Raw genomic sequence first — 18483 nt, 5'->3', positions numbered from 1 at the left:
CATGTAAATAACGTATAATGAATTAAGACGTCAAAAATGGAGAAGAAAGGAGGGGTGAACAGGTATGAGGAAAAGATGGTGGTCAATTATGATCATCTTTGCATTTTTTTTAATTGGAATTGCAGGTCCGCCGTCAGGAAATGCGAATACTGATAAAGTATACATAGTCCCTCTGCAAAATGAGGTGGAAAAAGGTCTATCTAACTTCCTGAAAAGAGCAATAGCAACCGCTGAGAAGGATGGGGCAGAAGCGATTATATTCGATATTAATACACCTGGCGGGGCGGTAGATGCAGCAGATGAGATCGGTGAAACATTTGCAAATACTAAATTAAAAACAATAGCCTTTGTTAATAACCGAGCCCTATCTGCCGGTGCATTTATTTCTTTAAATGCTGATGAGATCTATATGGTACCCGGTGCAACAATGGGTGCAGCTGCTGTCATAACATCTGATGGTAATGCAGCTGATAAAAAAGCGCAATCCTATTGGCTTGCAAATATGCAAAAGGCTGCTGAATCAAGTGGAAGAGATCCGTTATATGCTAAAGCAATGGCTGATGAGGATATTGATTTGCCAGAGTATGGAGCGGAAAAAGGAGAGCTGCTTACGCTGACAGCAAACCAGGCTGTAAAGGTTGGTTATAGTGAAGGTACAGTTGGAAATCAAAAGGAATTATTAAAAACGCTGGGATATGAAAAAGCTGAATTAATTCAATTTGGTGAAAGCTTTGCTGATAAAGTAGCCCGTTTCCTTACGAATCCTATTGTGATTCCTATTTTATTGTCGATTGGCACAATAGGTCTTGTCGTTGAGCTTTATTCACCTGGTTTTGGCTTACCTGGTTTTGCCGGTATTACGTCTCTGTTATTGTTTTTTTATGGACATATGGTATCAGGTCTGGCCGGATATGAACCGTTAATCTTATTTATAGTTGGAATAGCATTCCTATTACTGGAATTATTCCTTCCTGGCGGTATTGTAGGAATTATTGGTTTTATGGCAATTATAGCAAGCTTCTTTCTTGCTGCGGGGGATGTGGAGCATATGGCAATCGCAATATTAATTGCATTGATTGCAGGATTTATAGCAAGTGTGATATTAATTAAAGTATTTGGAAAGAAAATGACAGCCTTTAATAGGATTATACTCACAGATTCTACGAATACGGAGAGTGGATATGTTTCCAATATTAATCGTCATGATTTAGTTGGAAAAGTAGGTGTTCTTGTCACTGACCTGCGTCCTTCTGGAACACTCTCGCTTGAAGGGGAAAGAATTGACGTGGTAAGTGAAGGTAGTTTTGTAACGAAGGGAACGCATGTCAAAGTAATTAAAACAGAAGGTTCCCGTATAGTAGTACGACCATTAGATTCATAATAATTAGAAGTATGAAGGGAGTTATAAACAAATGGTATTAACATCAGCATCTATTTTTGCTCTTGTGGGCATTGCTTTAGTTATCATTTTATTGGCAGTACTATTCACTTTTGTACCAGTTATGCTTTGGATTTCAGCGATCGCTTCAGGAGTGAGAGTAAGCATCTTTACATTGATTGGGATGAGATTGCGTCGAGTATCTCCAAGCCGTGTTATCAATCCTTTAATTAAAGCGTCAAAAGCAGGTCTAAATGTAACAACGAATCAACTGGAAAGTCATTATCTAGCCGGTGGTAATGTAGATCGGGTTGTTAATGCGCTAATTGCGGCTCATCGTGCCAATATTGATTTGACATTTGAACGTTGTGCAGCTATTGACCTTGCAGGACGTGATGTGCTGGAAGCTGTACAAATGAGTGTTAACCCTAAAGTCATAGAAACGCCGTTTATTGCGGGTGTTGCTATTAATGGGATTGAGGTTAAAGCAAAGGCTAGAATCACTGTACGTGCCAATATTGAGCGTTTGGTTGGGGGTGCAGGTGAAGAGACTGTTATCGCGAGGGTTGGTGAGGGTGTAATCTCCACCATTGGTTCCAGTGAAAGTCATACAACTGTGTTGGAAAATCCGGAACGTATCTCTCAAACTGTCTTAAGTAAAGGTCTGGATGCCGGAACAGCATTTGAGATTTTATCTATTGATATAGCTGATGTGGATATCGGCAAAAATATTGGTGCAGAGCTGCAAACAGAACAAGCAGAAGCAGATAAAAAAATTGCGCAGGCAAAAGCTGAAGAGCGCCGTGCTATGGCGATTGCACAAGAACAAGAGATGAAAGCAAGAGTAGAAGAAATGCGTGCAAAAGTTGTTGAGTCTGAAGCCGAAGTACCGCTTGCAATGGCTCAAGCTTTCAAAGCGGGGAATATGGGCGTTATGGATTATATGAACTATCAAAACCTTGCATCTGATACACATATGAGAGAATCCATAAGCAAAGCCAACAAGGATGATCGAAATACAGATGATGAATAATTTCCCTATCTGATTGCTGGGAAAGGAGGTCCTGCCCATGAGTATGGGAGCTATATGGGATAATCCCATTATCCTGTTTTTGATTATAACTTTAATAAGCTGGTTCTTTCAAAGGGATAAAGGTACAGAGAAGCCTGATGAAACGCAAAATAGAAAATATACATCTCCTCCAAAAAACAAAAGTGAACCTGTTAAGGGACAATCACAACCTATTGGGGGGAAACAGGATGATGATATCCGGAAAAAAATCCAGGAACGCGAAAGAGAAATTAAAAAGAAATTAAGCGGGCATCCTGATTTGCAAAGAGAAGCAACCTCTCTTGCTCAAACAATAAAGGAGCAGTACGAAGCTCAGAAGAAGAAAGTACAGCAAGCTGAGAAGCCGGTTGTTATAAAGGAAACCCCGGTTGATGTAATTGTCCCGAGGGAATTCAAGCCAATAGTTCAAAAAGCAGTAAAACAAGCAACAGAAAGACATGTCAAGCCTTCTAAACAGGGATTTGATGTACGGAATATCAACCTGCAGGAAGCGTTTGTTATGTCAGAAATATTGGGTCCTCCCCGTTCAAAAAGGAAACAGATTAGATAAAAGTTACTTATAGTGCCTGCAGACAGAAACTTTTTGAAGTTTTCGTCTGCAGTTTTTTTATTGTTAAAAATGAAATTTTTCCAGAATTACATAGATCAACGCAGAGAGTTTGGCGTCTATCAAGAATAAGGGAAATCGAGAATTTGGCTATCTAATCTTACTTTGTTTAATTATGCCTAATATGATGGGGATAGAAACACCCACTATTAATACTGGTAAGAACCATGCTCCAAGTCCGTCGCCCCATTCTAACGCGATTGAAACGGATTCAATAATAATTAATGTAAAAATAATGAGACAAATAGCTTTTAATTGATTTGTTATTTTTCTGCTATTTAAATAAAATTCTTTAGCGTTCTCTTTGTTTAATCGTTGAGGATAATTATGTGATTCTGGAAATTTCTCGACAAAATGCATTGATACAGCAAGAAATGCACCTATAATAGGCAAAATAAGAAGTTCTAGTTTTGAACCCCAACGATCAACTTCGCCCTTAGCATTAAAATGAGCTGGTACTTTATCTGGAAGTTCACCCCAAATATAGATTAAAAAAAGTAAAGATCCAATATAACATGAATAACCAATAGTATCCCATATCCTCTCACTTTTTGTTTTCGGTATGTGTATTTTAGGTCTTGCATTAGATTTTGGCATTCCGGTCAGCTCCTTTATTTACCCTCAATTATATAGTTGAAAGTCCACTTTTACATGATTTAGGTTATTTAATTGAATAGTCTGAATTAACTTTTACAAAATATTTTAACATTTAATCCCAATTCTTTCTATGGTAATTGGTCATAGCTTTTACTTGATTGATTTAAACAGATGAAATCTGACCAATCAAACTCTACAACACTATTTGCTAATCAAGTAAACGTTAGAATGTACATCGGATTATAAATGATAACAACGTCTTCTCTCCGTCAGATTATTGATAACGGAACGTTTTAATTAAGCATTTAATGACCTCTTAACGAATAAGTATGATTATGAGGTGATTTTACAGAACAGCCTGTAACGATTACGAAGATATTAACCGGCGGAAAGGGAGGTTTCCTTATGGCTCGTGCATGGGGGTATCGTTTGAAGAGGTGGGTCACGGCCGCAATGGACCTGCCCCAGGATATCATGATGGATTTGCCAAGGATTACGATGGTGGGTCAAATTCATATTTACATAGAGAATCATAAAGGCTTACTTACATTTTCAGACCAGGAATTAAGATTGCTGCTTAAGAACGGACAACTCCTTGTCAAAGGTCAGGCTTTTGTATTAAAAACTATTCTTCCGGAAGAAATCTTACTTGAAGGGAAAATTGATCAAGTTATATTCCTCGAAGAATAACCTAATAGGAGGTTCTTATGAAAAACCAATGGACGAATACTATTACTGGCTATATTAAAGTGAAAATAAAGGGACAAGGTACAGAACGATTTATAAACAGAATGCTTAAAGAGGGTATTCAAGTTTGGGATGCGAAAAATATGGGCACAGAAACAGTTGTTTTTTATATGAAGCTATCTGACGTTCCTCAATTGAGGAAGGCAGTAAGAAACAGCGGCTGTAAGGTCTCTTTTTTAGAAAGAAGAGGAGGGCCTTTTTTTGCCTTAAAGCTGAAAAGGTACAGTGGTCTCGTGGTCGGTGTGATGATGTTTTTTATGATCATTTTTATTCTATCCAATATGATTTGGGGGATAAAAATAGAAGGAGCCAGTCCGGCAATTGAACATCAAATCAGTAAAGAATTGGATGATATGAATATAAAAGTTGGGAAGCTCCAGTTTGCTGTTGGGGATATGGAAGATATACAAAAGGAGCTCAGTGAACGGGTACCGTCCATTACCTGGATTGGCGTACAGCTGGAAGGGACGACCTTTCATTTTCAGGTTGTTGAAAAAAAGCAGCCTAAAAAGAATTCTGCTGATTTATATGTGAATCTCATTTCCGCAAAAAAAGCGACCATTGTCCAAACGATGGTTGAAAGAGGACAAGGCTTAGTAGAAAAGCATCAGGTTGTCAGCAAGGGGCAAATCCTGGTTAGCGGTTTTATTGGTAAAGAGGATAATCAAAAATTTGTAGGAGCTAAAGGAAAGGTCATGGGTGAAGCCTGGTATAAAACAAGCGTGGAGGTTCCGCTCGAAACGAATTTATATGTGTTTAATGGTGATGCTAAAAATAAATACAGTCTAAGTTTTGAAAATGCCCATGTGCCGATATGGGGATTTGGTGAACATAACTTCAAAGAATATGAAGTGGAAGAGGATGAAAAAACATTTAAATTTTTGAAGTGGGAGGTTCCTATTGCCTTTCATAAAAAGATCTATCGCAGTAAAGAAAAGGTGACACGGATCTATACAAAAATCGAGGCGGAGAAGCAGGCGATGAATATGGGGAAAAAGGATGTTCTAAAGAATGCCCCTGATGATGCAACTATTTTGAATGAAAAAATTTTGAAAAACCAGCTTGACAATGGTAAAGTTAAAATGACTATACATTATAAAGTTTTAGAAAATATTGCAATCGGACAACCGATGATTCAAGGAGACTAAGGAATGTCAGAGAAGTCTAAATTGATTAATTTACAATTGGAATCACCAAATGAGGCAGTTGAACTATTTGGTGTACATGATAGTAATCTGAAGATATTGGAAAGCGAGCTTGGAGTCAGTATTGTTTCCAGGGGCGAAACAATAAGTGTGTCCGGTAATCCTGAGAACTTAGAAAAAGCGGATGAGATTCTGCAAACGCTTTTAGTCATTATACGAAAAGGAATTAAAATCGGACCTCGTGAGGTTGTTTATGCCATAAATTTATCCAATAGCGGTACATTGGAGTATTTTTCTGATTTATATGATGAGGAAATTGCCAGAAGCGCTAAAGGTAAATCAATTCGTGTAAAAACATTGGGCCAGAAAGAATACATCTCTGCTATTAGAGCAAAAGATCTAGTATTTGGAATTGGACCTGCCGGAACAGGAAAAACGTATTTAGCTGTTGTTATGGCTGTGACTGCGTTGAAAAATGGACATGTTAAACGAATTATTTTAACAAGGCCAGCTGTCGAAGCAGGTGAAAGCTTGGGCTTTTTACCGGGAGATCTAAAAGAAAAAGTGGATCCATATTTACGACCTCTTTATGATGCTCTTCATGACATCTTAGGATTAGAACAAACAACCAGGCTGATTGAGCGTGGCACAATCGAAATAGCTCCCTTAGCCTATATGCGGGGAAGAACGCTTGATGATGCATTTGTAATCCTGGACGAAGCTCAAAATACAACACAGGCCCAAATGAAAATGTTTTTAACTCGACTGGGATTTGGCTCTAAAATAGTTGTTACGGGTGATACTTCACAAATAGATCTGCCACGTGGTGTCCAATCAGGGTTAAGGGAAGCTGAACGAATATTAAAAGATGTTTCAGGCATTAAGTTTATCCACCTAGATCAAACTGATGTGGTCAGGCATCCGCTTGTTGCAAAAATCATTCAGGCATATGAAAATTTTGGACCAACTCAACAGTGATAATAAAGTTAAGAAACATGCCACAGAATCAACTGTGGCTTTTTTTATTATAAATTTGTTATTCTTACAATTGTAAGTGAAAGGAACAATAAAACCTGTTATTATTACAGAAAGTGTTAGAAAATTATATATAAATAAAATCCTCCGCCGGAAAGGGAAACGTATGAAATTCAAAACCATAGGCAGCTCTTTTAAAAATTGGGTATCCAAACCAGTTTCGCAGATAGGTGTTCTTTTATTAATGGCGTTCATTTCCTTTATTTTTTTGTTTGACAGTGTTAAACCGGAAAAACTTAATGTTGAACTTTACAATGTTGCTGAAACGACAATTCGGTCTCCGAAGACAATAGAAGATCCAGTCGAAACAAAAGAAAAGCAGCAAAAAGCAGTTAATAGTGTTGAGGATGTTTATACAGTTAATAAAGAATATGTGAAAAAGAGAGTTAATTTAATAAATGAAATCTATACATCGGCAGAGAGTGTGGTTAGTGCCGGTTTGAAAAATCAAGAGGTGGAGAAAGATGAGAAAAATACGGCACAAACACTCTTGAAGCCATCAGATTATGTATCTGATTTAAGAGGGAAATTATCTGATAATGTTAATAAAGATCTAACTGATGAAACATTGATTAATCTACTGGGATCATCCTTATCTGACTTATCGATAGCTAAGGATATTACGATGACCAGCATTAATGAAACCATGAAGGATGGCATAAGGGCAAATGAGGTGGAAAATGCCAAGATGAAGGTCGAAGAGGGGATAAAATACTCAAGTCTCCCTGTTCGATTAAAATCTGCTTCGATTGATTTAGGAAGGTATGCAATCATTCAAAACGTGTTTTTTGATCCTGAGTCAACAGAGAGAGCAAGGGAAAATGCAAGTGAATCCGTTGAACCTGTCAGGATTCTTCAGGGACAGATCATTGCCGAGGAAGGATATTTAATTGACGCAGATGTTTATCGCCAATTAAAGCTGGTTGGTCTTCTGAATAGTGAGGATTCCCTTCTTCCGTATGTTGGATTGGCTGCAGTCATTGTGTTAGTTTTTGCTGGTGTCTATGTAATGTTTGGTAATACAATCAGAAACGAAGAACATGAAGACTATCGGGATAATCTATTCATCTTCAGTATTGTTTATCTGCTGGCATTACTACTTATGAAGATAATTCATATATTTGTTGGGTTAAGCCAGGAATCAATCGCTTATTTCTTTCCCGCAGCGATGGCGGCAATGCTTGTAACAATCCTCATGAGAGAGCGCTATGCTGTGGGAATAACTATTGTCCTTTCCGTTATCGGCAGTATAATGTTTAAAGAGGAATTAGCGGGAACTGTACATGTGACGATGGGGATTTATATTCTTGTAAGCGGCATCTCGGGAATCCTTCTATTAAAACAAGGGATAGCGCGTACTAGCATATTAAGAGCAGGTATGATTAATGCAATTATTAATTTGATAGTGGTATTAGGCCTGATCTGGATCGGCGGAAACGGTATTAATCACATTATGATTCTTGTCGCGGCGATTGCCTCAGGGGTCATCTCTGCTGTCTTTACGATTGGAATTCTTCCTTTTATTGAAACAGGGTTTGGTATTTTCTCTTCTATGAGGATGATTGAATTATCAAATCCGAATCATCCGCTTTTGCGAAAAATATTAACGGAGGCTCCCGGTACCTATCATCATAGTGTGATGGTTGCTAATCTTGCTGAAGCAGCTTGTGAAGCGATTGGAGCCAATGGATTGCTTGCGAGGGTTGGATGTTACTATCATGATATAGGGAAAACGAAGAGACCGTATTATTTTATCGAGAATCAGGTCAATATTGAAAATCCGCATGATCATCTATCACCGGAGAAAAGTACAAAAATTATTGTTTCCCATGTGACTGATGGTGCTGAGTTGGTGAAAAAATATAAAATGCCGAAAGAGATTGTCGATATTGTTGAGCAGCATCACGGGACAACCCTGCTAAAGTTCTTTTACCACAAAGCATGTGAAGCAGGGGGCGAGGTTAAGGAAGAAAACTTCCGATATCCAGGGCCGAAAGCACAAACGAAGGAAGCAGCAATTATTGGGATAGCGGATAGTGTAGAAGCAGCTGTGCGATCCTTAAAGTCTCCTACGCAGGCTACAATCGAAAAGCTTGTAAAGTCCATAATTGCTGATAGACTAAATGATGGACAGTTGAATGAGTGCGATTTAACGTTTAAGGAATTGAATAAAGTAAGTCAGTCTTTGTGTGAAACGTTAGCTGGTATATTTCATAATCGCATTGAATATCCAGAATTAGAAAAAGAATAGAGTAGGTGAAAGAAATGAGTTTAACCATTGATATCTTAGATGAAACGGAGCAAGTAACTCCAGAACAACAGGAGCTCGTCACAAAATTGCTTGAATTTGCAGCTATTCAGGAAAAGGTGACAGAAGGCAGCGAAGTTTCTCTAACTTTTGTAAATAACGAACGTATTCATGAAATTAATAAAGAGTACCGTCAAAAAGATGCGCCAACCGATGTTATCTCATTTGCTATGGAAGAAATGGGAGAGGGAGAAATTGAAATTATCGGAGAGGACGTTCCGGCAGTCTTAGGGGATATTATTATTTCTATTGACCGTACGAAGGAACAGGCTGAAGAATATGGCCATTCTTATGAACGTGAACTTGGTTTTTTAGCAATCCACGGATTCCTTCACTTGCTGGGCTATGACCATATGAATGAAGAGGACGAAAAAGTAATGTTTTCACGACAAAGAGAATTGTTGGAACAGTATGGACTCACAAGATAAGAAACCATTGTACCGTTTTTTTAAAGGATTTTATTATGCTTGGCAGGGAATCCTCTATGGAGCAAAAAAAGAAGCAAATTTCAAGTTCCATTTGACTGCCGCTATAGTTGTTTGTATAGCGGCTTCTTACTTCTCTATTACAAAAATAGAATGGTTATTTGTCCTTATTGCGATTGGCGGTATGCTGACGTTAGAGCTTATTAATTCAGCGATAGAAAAAGTGGTGGATCTAGTAACAGGAGAATATCATCCGCTAGCAAAGGCAGCAAAAGATTTAGCTGCCGGAGCAGTATTGGTGTATGCTATTCTTTCGGCTATTATCGGTTTTATAATTTTTCTGCCTAAGATCTGGAGCATGCTTGTTTAATTGAAGAAGAGAAAGTAAGATATGGATAATCAAGGTTTAATTATTGAGTAAAAAGCGCGGTAAGATATATGCACTAACCCTATTGGAAGCAGATGCCGGAAAAGGTGACTGATTCATTGCTGTTACATAAAAGTGCAGCTTATTCTATGTATGGCTGTGCAAGAAGCATTTTTTCAGTCTTTTTCTCATGGATTAACCAAATATAAAAAAATTGGCGATAGCAGCTGATACTGATCATCCTGTTACTTCTTGTGGAGCTGCCGGTAGGTAATTTTAAGCTAATACAAGGTGTGACAAAAGAGGATTCGAAAGATCAGGAGCTGTTATCCGGAGCCTTACACCGGAGGAAATGCATGACTAATCAAACTAATAAACCATTTAAATCAGGATTTGTATCTATTATTGGAAGACCAAATGTGGGTAAATCGACTTTTATCAACCGAGTTATTGGGCAAAAAATTGCCATTATGAGCGATAAACCGCAAACCACACGTAATAAAGTTCAAGGCGTATTAACAACAAATGAAAGTCAAATCATTTTTATTGATACACCGGGAATTCATAAACCAAAGCACAAGCTTGGTGATTTTATGATGAAAGTGGCTTCAACTGCGTTGCAGGAAGTTGATGCTATTCTCTTTATGGTAAACGCCGAGGAGGGCTTTGGGCGCGGTGAGGAATTTATTGTTGAAAAGTTAAAAACATGTAAGACACCTGTTTTCCTTGTCATTAATAAAATTGACCAGATTCATCCCGATGAATTATTCAGCATCATAGATACGTATAAAGAGAAATACGATTTTGCTGAAATTGTTCCTATTTCTGCTCTTGAAGGAAATAACATAGAAACTTTATTAAAGCAAATTAATGCTTATTTGCCAGAGGGGCCGCAATATTATCCAGCTGATCAAATAACAGATCACCCAGAACGTTTTATTATTTCAGAGATGATTCGTGAAAAAGCGCTGCATTTAACAAGAGAAGAAGTCCCACATTCCCTTGCAGTAGTGATTGATAAAATTGAGCGAAAAGAAAAATCAGAGACCGTCCACATTATGGCAACGGTGATTGTAGAACGTGATTCCCAAAAAGGAATCATTATTGGAAAAAAAGGCGCGATGCTAAAAGAAATAGGACAGCGCGCCCGCACAGACATCGAAAACCTACTAGGCTCCAAAGTATTCCTAGAACTATGGGTAAAAGTCCAAAAAGACTGGAGAAACAAAGCCTCCCACCTAAGGGACATTGGATTTAGGGAAGATGATTATTAAGATGCTGAGACGGCTTGGTCAGGAGCGAGGAGCATAAGACAGAGGCACGAAGGGGAAGGTTCTCCACCGCAGTGGCTATGCTTATGTCCTGAGCTCCTAGCCGTCGAAGCTCGATTTTAACCAAGATGCTGAAGGGCTCAATTAAGGAACGAAGACTAAAAACGCCACGTCCTGTGGCAACGTCTTCATGACCTACTTCCTATAGGCCCGCGACAAGCATAAGACGAATACTCGGAGGGAGGATTTTTCTCCCGTAGAGTATTTGCTTATGACTCGAGCTCCTAGGCCCTGAAGCTCGGATTGCATAAAAAGCAGGACGTAGGAGCTGAATCAAGGATCAAAGACTAAGAACGCCACATCGTGTGGCAACGTCTTTGTGACCAACATCGTGTAGGCCTCCGCAGTGGCTATCCTTATGACTCGAGGAGTTAGGAGTCGAAGCTCAATTGCGTAAAAGCAGGACGTAGGGTCTGAATCAAGGATCAAAGACTAAAAACGCCACATCCTGTGGCCAAGTCTTCATAACCTGCTTCCTTCAGGCTTTTCCATTGAAAAATAATTTTATTCGGCAATATAGGGAAACGGAATTAGTAAATTTTTAATCACATGATTTTTTTCAGGTTGGTGAAGCTAATGTTAGGTAAGGGGAGACAATTAGCGTTTCTATGAACGAAAGGTGGAATAAGTATGATTAGCTTTACCTGGAATGTTTTTAGACAAACCGGCAGTGTGGATACTTATCTTCTTTTTAAGGAACTTGAAAGACAGAATGAAGGCCAACCTGATGTGATTAAAGAGGATCACGAAGAAATGGAAATCCCTATAATTTAATAATCTTGCCGTCATATTGGAGTGAGTGACGTGCTAACAAAGTGCGAAGGAATTGTCATTCGCAGTACTGACTATGGTGAAACAAATAAAATTATTACGTTATATACCAGAGAATTTGGAAAAATTGGAGTGATGGCTAGAGGAGCGAAAAAGCCAAACAGCCGCTTCTCAGCTGTCACTCAGTTGTTTCATTATGGTACATATTTATTTCAGGCGAGCCGTGGGCTGGGTCAATTACAGCAAGCGGAGACCAAAGAATCCTTCCGTTCCATTCGTGAGGATATTTTCTTAACTGCCTATGCTGCCTTTATCGCTGAATTACTGGATAAAGGAACAGAGGAGAGAAAACCTCACCCATCCTTATATGACCTAATTTATTTATCGCTCCATTATATCAATGAGGAATATGATCCGGAAGTCATTATGAATATAGTCGAATTGAAGATGTTAAACGTTTTTGGATTCGGACCTGAGTTAAGCCGATGCGTGAATTGTGGAGCACAGGACGGTACATTTTCCTTTTCTGTAAGAGAAGGCGGGTTATTATGTCATCGATGCGAGCATATTGATCCTTATAAAATTAAGATATCACCGGCTGTCGTTAGGATTTTGCGTATCTTGTATTACATGGACTTAAATCGCCTTGGTACCATATCTATTAAAGATGAGACCAAACAGGAAATCCGAAAAGTCCTGGATGCGTACTATGGCGAGTACTTAGGTGTAGAATTAAAGGCAAAGCGTTTTTTAAATCAAATGAATAAATTTAAAGGGAATTTTTAATCATTTCCTTTATATGATTGTATTGACAATGTAGGTCGTTATTGTATAGAATGTGAGATAAATTAATATGTAGTTACAGTGAAGGAAAGTAGTATTTGGATTACGATATGCCAAGCGAGTCCGGGGCTGGTGTAAGCCGGAACATATCAACCAAAGAAGGCAGTCTGGAGTAACGCATACAAAGTGGCCGGAAAACCGGCAAATAGGGTGGAACCGCGGGTTAACTCTCGTCCCTATGCTCTTAAAAAGCATAGAGACGAGAGTTTTTTTAATTTGTACAAAGGAGAGAACGAATATGACAGTATCAATGGATCAAATTGTGTCACACGCGAAACATAGAGGATTTATTTTTCCCGGCTCCGAAATCTACGGAGGACTTGCGAATACGTGGGATTATGGCCCTCTTGGCGTAGAGGTAAAAAACAATATTAAAAAAGCATGGTGGAAGAAGTTTATTCAAGAATCACCATACAATGTGGGCCTTGATTCTGCAATATTAATGAATCCACGTACGTGGGAGGCTTCCGGTCATATCGGAAACTTTAATGATCCAATGATTGATTGTAAGAAATGTAAAGCTCGTCATCGTGCGGATAAATTGATTGAGGATGCATTGCAAGCTAAAGGTACAGAAATGATCGTGGATGGCTTATCTTTTGATAAAATGCAAGAATTGATTCAAGAGAATGATATTGCATGTCCAGATTGTGGAGCAAAGGATTTTACGGAAATTAGACAATTTAACCTAATGTTTAAAACATTCCAGGGTGTTACTGAAACAAGTACAAATGAAATCTTCCTTCGTCCTGAAACAGCACAAGGTATTTTTGTTAATTTTAAAAACGTACAGCGTACAATGAGAAAGAAATTGCCTTTTGGTATTGCTCAGGTTGGTAAGAGCTTCCGTAACGAGATTACACCAGGTAACTTTACATTCCGTACACGTGAATTTGAACAAATGGAATTGGAATTCTTCTGCAAACCAGGTTCTGAACTGGAATGGTTCCAATATTGGAAAGATTATGCTGAAAATTGGCTGTTATCATTAGGTATGAAAAAGGAAAACTTCCGCCTTCGTGACCATGAGGAGGAAGAACTATCTCATTACAGTAATGCAACCACTGATTTTGAATATAAATTCCCATTTGGCTGGGGAGAGCTTTGGGGGATTGCTTCTCGTACAGACTTTGATTTAAAGAGACATATGGAGTATTCAGGAGAAGACTTCAACTACTTGGATCCTGAGACAAACGAAAAGTATATTCCTTATTGTATTGAGCCATCTCTGGGAGCAGACCGCGTTACATTGGCTTACTTAATTGATGCATATGAAGAAGAACAGCTTGAAGATGGTACTTCCCGTACGGTAATGCATCTTCATCCGGCACTGGCGCCATACAAAGCTGCAGTATTGCCGTTGTCCAAAAAGCTTTCTGAGGGGGCAAAAGAAGTATTTGCCAAACTGTCAGAGGACTTTATGGTAGACTATGATGAAGCTGGTTCTATCGGTAAACGATATCGTCGTCATGATGAAATTGGAACACCTTTCTGTATCACATATGATTTTGATTCAGTTGAGGATAAGCAAGTAACTGTACGTGACCGTGATACAATGGAGCAAACTCGTATCAGTATCGAAGAACTTCCAGCCTTTTTACAAGCAAAAATTAAATTTTAAGGTAAAGCTTGCTCAATAAGGAATGCGATGTCCCCTTATTGGGCAGGCTTATTTTAAATTAAGTGGATTTATTACACTTCATGGATAAATAGTTTATAATTAAATTATATAATTTAAGTATATGGGCACTTTAGGGTGGTGAGTAAGATCGAACTAAGCAAAAGACAAGAACAGATCCTTCAAATTGTTAAAGATAATGGGCCGATTACAGGCGAAAATATTGCCGAACAATTAAATTTAACACGTGCAACATTGCGCCCAGACTTAGCGATTCTGACAATGGCTGGTTATTTGGATGCAAGGCCGCGTGTAGGGTATTTCTACACAGGCAGGACGGAAACCCAATTGCTCACGGATAATCTTAAAAAGCTATTGGTCGGAGATTATCAGTCTATACCGATTGTTGTCAGTGAAGGTGTATCTGTTTATGATGCAATATGCACCATGTTTTTGGAAGATGTGGGTACTTTATTTGTTGTGGATAAAGAGTCGCTTCTTGTTGGTGTTCTTTCCAGGAAAGATCTGTTAAGAGCTAGTCTCGGTCAACAGGAATTAAGCAGTATTCCGGTACATATTATTATGACAAGGATGCCTAATATTACGATATGTACGAAAGAAGATTTGCTGATTGATGTGGCAGAGAAATTAATCGATAAGCAGATTGATGCCCTACCGGTTGTTAAAAAGAGTCCAAAAGGCTTTGAAGTCACAGGCCGGTTAACTAAAACAAACATTACAAAGGCGTTTGTTGGTTTGGCGAGAGACGACCATTAACCAATTTTAGATAAAAGAGAAATTATTCATTACTGGAGGAGACAATGAATCAATCTATCATATATGTGGTTTCGGATTCAGTGGGTGAAACAGCTGACCTTGTGACAAAGGCAGCAGTGAGTCAATTTAGTAATCATAATATCACGCTTAAGCGAATACCATTCGTGGAAGATATATCGACCATTGATGAGGTATTGAGCTTAGCTGAAATGGATAATGCAATTATTGCTTATACATTGGTAAAGCCGGAAATACGCGAGTATATGGCTAAAAAAGCTGCAGAAAAAGAGATCGTATCCTTTGATATAATTGGACCTTTCATCGATACGCTTGAAAATAAGTTTGGAGAACAAGCTTTAAATGAACCTGGATTGGTTAGAAAGCTGGATGAAAATTATTTTAAGCGTGTTGAGGCAATTGAATTTGCAGTGAAATATGATGATGGAAGAGATCCAAAAGGAATTGTCAAGGCTGATATTGTACTATTGGGTGTATCACGTACCTCAAAAACTCCTTTATCTCAATTTTTGGCACATAAACGATTTAAGGTGGCGAATGTCCCGCTTGTTCCAGAAGTTGAACCTCCTGAAGAATTATTCAAGATAAATCCTAATAAGTGCATTGGATTGGCGATTAGCAGTGAAAAATTAAACAATATCAGAAAAGAACGTTTAAAGTCTCTTGGATTGAATGATAGTGCGGTTTATGCAAATATGGATCGCATAAAAGAAGAATTAGCTTACTTTGAAGCAATTGTTAATAAATTAAATTGCCCAGTTATTGATGTAACTAATAAGGCCGTAGAAGAAACTGCAAATATTATTGTTAATATCGTAAATAAACAACAATAAAAAAGGCATGCGGAAGCATGTTTTTTACATGTAAAATATAGGATTATGTTATACGAGTGAAAAGTGTGGCAATTTGACAAGATTTATTTTATAATAAAAAATCGTGATAAAATACCTTTCATCAGGTTTAGAGTTATTTATAAAGGAATAAACTAGAATAAGCTTTTAAAAAACAAAAAGTCAAGAAGTCCTAAAAAAAATAATTCGACAAATGGATAATCAGCCTGGAAAAAAGAAGGATTAAGATGAGAGATGTAGAAATACAAAGGAAGAGTCGTTTAACGGTTTTTGTAGATGCGGATGCCTGCCCGGTTAAAGAAGAGGTTTTGAGCGTATGCAAACCATATGAAGTAGATATTAACTTTGTGGCAGCCTATACCAATACTACCGACCGTTATCCTGATGTTACCTGGAAATGGGTAGAACCGGGAAGAGATGCGGCAGATTTATATATATTAAATCATTTAAAGCGGCATGATATTGTAATTACTGAAGATATAGGATTGGCTGCAGGATGTCTTGCTAAACATGCTTACGTCTTAACATCAAGAGGTAAAGAGATAACAGATAATGAAATTGATTCATTTCTTGAAACCAGGCATTTGAATGCAAAAGCAAGGAGATCCGGCAAGTATGAAAAAGGGCCAAGGAAAATAAAGGACCTTGATAAAAATAAATTTTCGGAAGCATTACAAAAAATATTGTCGAAAATTGAAGGATTTCAGGGACCGATATAGAATTAAGTTATTCATGCTTATTATGAAACAGGTGTTAAAATTTGAAAAACCAATTAATACCAGAAGAAACAGTGAACGCAATTCGCAATAAAAATGATATCGCTGATGTCGTTGGTGAATATGTTCAGCTAAAAAAACAAGGTCGAAATTACTTTGGTCTATGTCCATTTCATAATGAAAACAGTCCATCATTTTCTGTAGCCCCTGATAAACAAATCTTCCATTGTTTTGGATGTGGTGCCGGAGGGAATGTATTTACATTTTTAATGGACATAGAAGGATATTCCTTCACAGAAGCTGCAAAAAGTTTGGCTGAGAGGGCCAATATACCATTAGATATTCATGAAAATGAATCTTCGGATGGGACAAAGCCCCGTCATGAACTCGATGATATGAAGGAAGCACATGAGCTGTTAAGGAAATTTTACCATCATTTGCTTGTAAATACAAAACAGGGTCAGGACGCCCTGGAATATCTGCTGAGTCGTGGATTTACAATGGAATCCATAGAAAAATTTCAGATAGGGTACTCATTGGATTCCTGGGATTATGTGCATAATTTCCTAAAGAAGCGAAACTTTTCAATCGAACGTATGGAAAAAGCAGGTTTGCTGGTTAAACGGGAAGACGGACAGAATTATTTCGATCGATTCCGAAATAGAATTATGTTTCCGATCTTTGACAGGCAAGGTAAAACAATTGCTTTTTCTGGAAGAGCGCTTGCAGCCGGTGATGAACCAAAGTATTTAAATAGTCCTGAGACACCTCTATTTAACAAGAGCAAAATAGTATATAACTATCATCTGGCTCGCCCGTTTATAAGAAAAAAAGGCGCAGCTATCTTGTTTGAAGGATTTGCTGATTGTATATCTGCAGATCGTGCAGAGGTACACAATGGTGTTGCAACGATGGGTACAGCATTAACGGAACAGCACCTTCAATTGCTTAAACGAAGTACAGATACCATTATCATCTGTTATGATTCGGATGCCCCGGGGATAGAGGCAGCAAATAAAACGGCTGATTTGATCCGGGAGAGCGGCTGTCAGGTGAAAATTGCAGTCATGCCTAATGGGTATGATCCCGATGACTATATCAAGGAATTTGGAGAAGAAAAATTCCAAAATGATATAATAGGGGCCGCTCATACGTATATCTCTTTTAAAATGATTTACCATAAAAGAGGGAAGAACTTTGCAAACGAAGGAGATAAGATGGACTACATCGATCAAGTCCTTCGTGAAACAGCAAAGCTTGATAGTGAAGTGGAAAGAGAATTTTATTTGAGGCAAATTGCTACAGAATTCACACTTTCTCTTGATTCTTTGCTTAATCAACAGAGCAAAGTGGGTAAACATAATAAGAAGGCAAAAAACTCTCCTAATCCGAATAACCAAATGCAAGCATTTGCTACTGTGCGTAGGGATAATCGGATGAAACCTGCTTATATAAAAGCAGAGGAGACTTTGCTGGCTTTAATGCTCCATGATCGTGAACTTGCATTTCGTATTCAAAAAATGCTTGGAGAAAATCAGATGATAGTGGATGATCACCAGGCCATTATTACGTATTTATTTGCTTTTTATGAAGAAGACCACGAAGCTGATACAAGTTTGTTTCTGCATTTTCTTCCGGATCCAAATTTACGTAAGATTGTAACAGAAATCGAAATGATGACCTATAATCACGATCCGAGTGAACAGGAATTAAATGATTATGTCCACCAAATCACTAAATATCAAAAATTATTAGTCATTAAGGAAAAAGAGGCAGAGCTACTTGAGGCCACAAGAAGACAGGACACAAGCCGTGCTGTCGAATTAGGAATCGAGCTCATCTCGTTAAGAAATTCTTTATGACTTTAAATAAGAAGT

General features: G+C 38.1%; 18 protein-coding genes. 17 read left to right on the top strand and 1 reads right to left on the bottom strand.

The genetic code is table 11. The features are described 5' to 3' along the window. Positions 1-64 precede the first annotated feature (64 nt). Genes FHY45_RS16675 through FHY45_RS16665 form a run of 3 tightly spaced genes read left to right on the top strand, consistent with a single transcriptional unit; the run spans position 65 to position 3000 of the window. On the top strand, positions 65-1381 hold the full coding sequence (locus FHY45_RS16675; RefSeq protein WP_066105250.1) for an NfeD family protein: 1317 nt from the start codon (positions 65-67) through the stop codon (positions 1379-1381). A 31-nt stretch (positions 1382-1412) separates the two neighbouring features. Continuing rightward, entirely contained in the window at positions 1413-2411 is a 999-nt protein-coding gene (floA, locus tag FHY45_RS16670; RefSeq protein ID WP_066105247.1) for a flotillin-like protein FloA, read from the top strand. 37 nt (positions 2412-2448) lie between these two features. Continuing rightward, positions 2449-3000 (top strand): hypothetical protein, encoded by a 552-nt coding sequence (locus FHY45_RS16665; protein ID WP_066105245.1) that lies wholly within the window; start codon positions 2449-2451, stop codon positions 2998-3000. A gap of 147 nt (positions 3001-3147) precedes the next feature. On the opposite strand, the gene FHY45_RS16660 is transcribed toward FHY45_RS16665, so the two are convergent. Beyond that, positions 3148-3654 carry a DUF1648 domain-containing protein gene (locus tag FHY45_RS16660; protein ID WP_066105242.1) on the bottom strand — a complete coding sequence of 169 codons (507 nt, stop codon included), beginning with the start codon at positions 3652-3654 and terminating at the stop codon, positions 3148-3150. Positions 3655-4059: 405 nt separating this feature from the next. Here FHY45_RS16660 and yqfC point away from each other — a divergent pair, with 405 nt between their 5' ends. The 14 genes from yqfC (at position 4060) to dnaG (ending at position 18468) form a co-directional block, all read left to right on the top strand. Beyond that, a complete protein-coding gene (gene yqfC / locus FHY45_RS16655; protein WP_066105239.1) occupies positions 4060-4344 on the top strand; it encodes a sporulation protein YqfC in 285 nt (94 codons plus the stop codon). A gap of 17 nt (positions 4345-4361) precedes the next feature. Next, positions 4362-5549 carry a sporulation protein YqfD gene (gene yqfD, locus FHY45_RS16650; RefSeq protein ID WP_139892593.1) on the top strand — a complete coding sequence of 396 codons (1188 nt, stop codon included), beginning with the start codon at positions 4362-4364 and terminating at the stop codon, positions 5547-5549. A gap of 3 nt (positions 5550-5552) precedes the next feature. Beyond that, a complete protein-coding gene (locus FHY45_RS16645; protein WP_139892591.1) occupies positions 5553-6524 on the top strand; it encodes a PhoH family protein in 972 nt (323 codons plus the stop codon). A gap of 163 nt (positions 6525-6687) precedes the next feature. Beyond that, the gene (locus FHY45_RS16640) at positions 6688-8832 is read left to right on the top strand and encodes an HD family phosphohydrolase (RefSeq protein WP_066105230.1); all 2145 of its coding nucleotides are present in this window, start codon (positions 6688-6690) and stop codon (positions 8830-8832) included. A gap of 14 nt (positions 8833-8846) precedes the next feature. Continuing rightward, on the top strand, positions 8847-9317 hold the full coding sequence (gene ybeY / locus FHY45_RS16635) for an rRNA maturation RNase YbeY (protein ID WP_066105227.1): 471 nt from the start codon (positions 8847-8849) through the stop codon (positions 9315-9317). After that, positions 9301-9684, top strand: a complete 384-nt coding sequence (locus tag FHY45_RS16630) for a diacylglycerol kinase family protein (protein WP_066105225.1) — start codon at positions 9301-9303, stop codon at positions 9682-9684. The genes ybeY and FHY45_RS16630 overlap by 17 nt, the downstream gene beginning before the upstream one ends. Before the next feature lie 353 nt (positions 9685-10037). Further along, complete coding sequence (era, locus tag FHY45_RS16625) at positions 10038-10955, top strand: GTPase Era (protein ID WP_066105222.1); 918 nt, start codon at positions 10038-10040, stop codon at positions 10953-10955. A gap of 687 nt (positions 10956-11642) precedes the next feature. Further along, a complete protein-coding gene (locus tag FHY45_RS16620; RefSeq protein ID WP_066105219.1) occupies positions 11643-11786 on the top strand; it encodes a YqzL family protein in 144 nt (47 codons plus the stop codon). 30 nt (positions 11787-11816) lie between these two features. Beyond that, complete coding sequence (recO, locus tag FHY45_RS16615; protein WP_066105218.1) at positions 11817-12569, top strand: DNA repair protein RecO; 753 nt, start codon at positions 11817-11819, stop codon at positions 12567-12569. Positions 12570-12864: 295 nt separating this feature from the next. Further along, positions 12865-14247, top strand: coding sequence for a glycine--tRNA ligase (locus FHY45_RS16610; protein WP_066105215.1), 1383 nt, complete (start codon positions 12865-12867; stop codon positions 14245-14247). Positions 14248-14385: 138 nt separating this feature from the next. Beyond that, positions 14386-15021, top strand: a complete 636-nt coding sequence (gene ccpN, locus FHY45_RS16605; RefSeq protein ID WP_175354274.1) for a transcriptional regulator CcpN — start codon at positions 14386-14388, stop codon at positions 15019-15021. A 44-nt stretch (positions 15022-15065) separates the two neighbouring features. Continuing rightward, a complete protein-coding gene (locus tag FHY45_RS16600; RefSeq protein WP_066105209.1) occupies positions 15066-15872 on the top strand; it encodes a pyruvate, water dikinase regulatory protein in 807 nt (268 codons plus the stop codon). Positions 15873-16117: 245 nt separating this feature from the next. After that, on the top strand, positions 16118-16609 hold the full coding sequence (locus FHY45_RS16595) for a YaiI/YqxD family protein (RefSeq protein WP_066105206.1): 492 nt from the start codon (positions 16118-16120) through the stop codon (positions 16607-16609). A gap of 41 nt (positions 16610-16650) precedes the next feature. After that, positions 16651-18468, top strand: a complete 1818-nt coding sequence (dnaG, locus tag FHY45_RS16590; protein WP_139892589.1) for a DNA primase — start codon at positions 16651-16653, stop codon at positions 18466-18468. Positions 18469-18483: the final 15 nt, after the last annotated feature.

The sequence above is a fragment of the Bacillus sp. D386 genome, assembly GCF_006346415.1.
This window is presented reverse-complemented; position numbering and strand designations above follow the sequence as displayed.

Coding starts and splice junctions, on each gene's coding strand:
- era (WP_066105222.1), top strand. CDS start 10,038: ATGACTAATCAAACTAATAAACCATTTAAATCAGGATTTGTATCTATT.
- FHY45_RS16595 (WP_066105206.1), top strand. CDS start 16,118: ATGAGAGATGTAGAAATACAAAGGAAGAGTCGTTTAACGGTTTTTGTA.
- FHY45_RS16665 (WP_066105245.1), top strand. CDS start 2,449: ATGAGTATGGGAGCTATATGGGATAATCCCATTATCCTGTTTTTGATT.
- FHY45_RS16675 (WP_066105250.1), top strand. CDS start 65: ATGAGGAAAAGATGGTGGTCAATTATGATCATCTTTGCATTTTTTTTA.
- yqfD (WP_139892593.1), top strand. CDS start 4,362: ATGAAAAACCAATGGACGAATACTATTACTGGCTATATTAAAGTGAAA.
- FHY45_RS16610 (WP_066105215.1), top strand. CDS start 12,865: ATGACAGTATCAATGGATCAAATTGTGTCACACGCGAAACATAGAGGA.
- FHY45_RS16640 (WP_066105230.1), top strand. CDS start 6,688: ATGAAATTCAAAACCATAGGCAGCTCTTTTAAAAATTGGGTATCCAAA.
- FHY45_RS16645 (WP_139892591.1), top strand. CDS start 5,553: ATGTCAGAGAAGTCTAAATTGATTAATTTACAATTGGAATCACCAAAT.
- FHY45_RS16600 (WP_066105209.1), top strand. CDS start 15,066: ATGAATCAATCTATCATATATGTGGTTTCGGATTCAGTGGGTGAAACA.
- FHY45_RS16630 (WP_066105225.1), top strand. CDS start 9,301: ATGGACTCACAAGATAAGAAACCATTGTACCGTTTTTTTAAAGGATTT.
- ybeY (WP_066105227.1), top strand. CDS start 8,847: ATGAGTTTAACCATTGATATCTTAGATGAAACGGAGCAAGTAACTCCA.
- yqfC (WP_066105239.1), top strand. CDS start 4,060: ATGGCTCGTGCATGGGGGTATCGTTTGAAGAGGTGGGTCACGGCCGCA.
- FHY45_RS16620 (WP_066105219.1), top strand. CDS start 11,643: ATGATTAGCTTTACCTGGAATGTTTTTAGACAAACCGGCAGTGTGGAT.
- floA (WP_066105247.1), top strand. CDS start 1,413: ATGGTATTAACATCAGCATCTATTTTTGCTCTTGTGGGCATTGCTTTA.
- FHY45_RS16660 (WP_066105242.1), bottom strand. CDS start 3,654: ATGCCAAAATCTAATGCAAGACCTAAAATACACATACCGAAAACAAAA.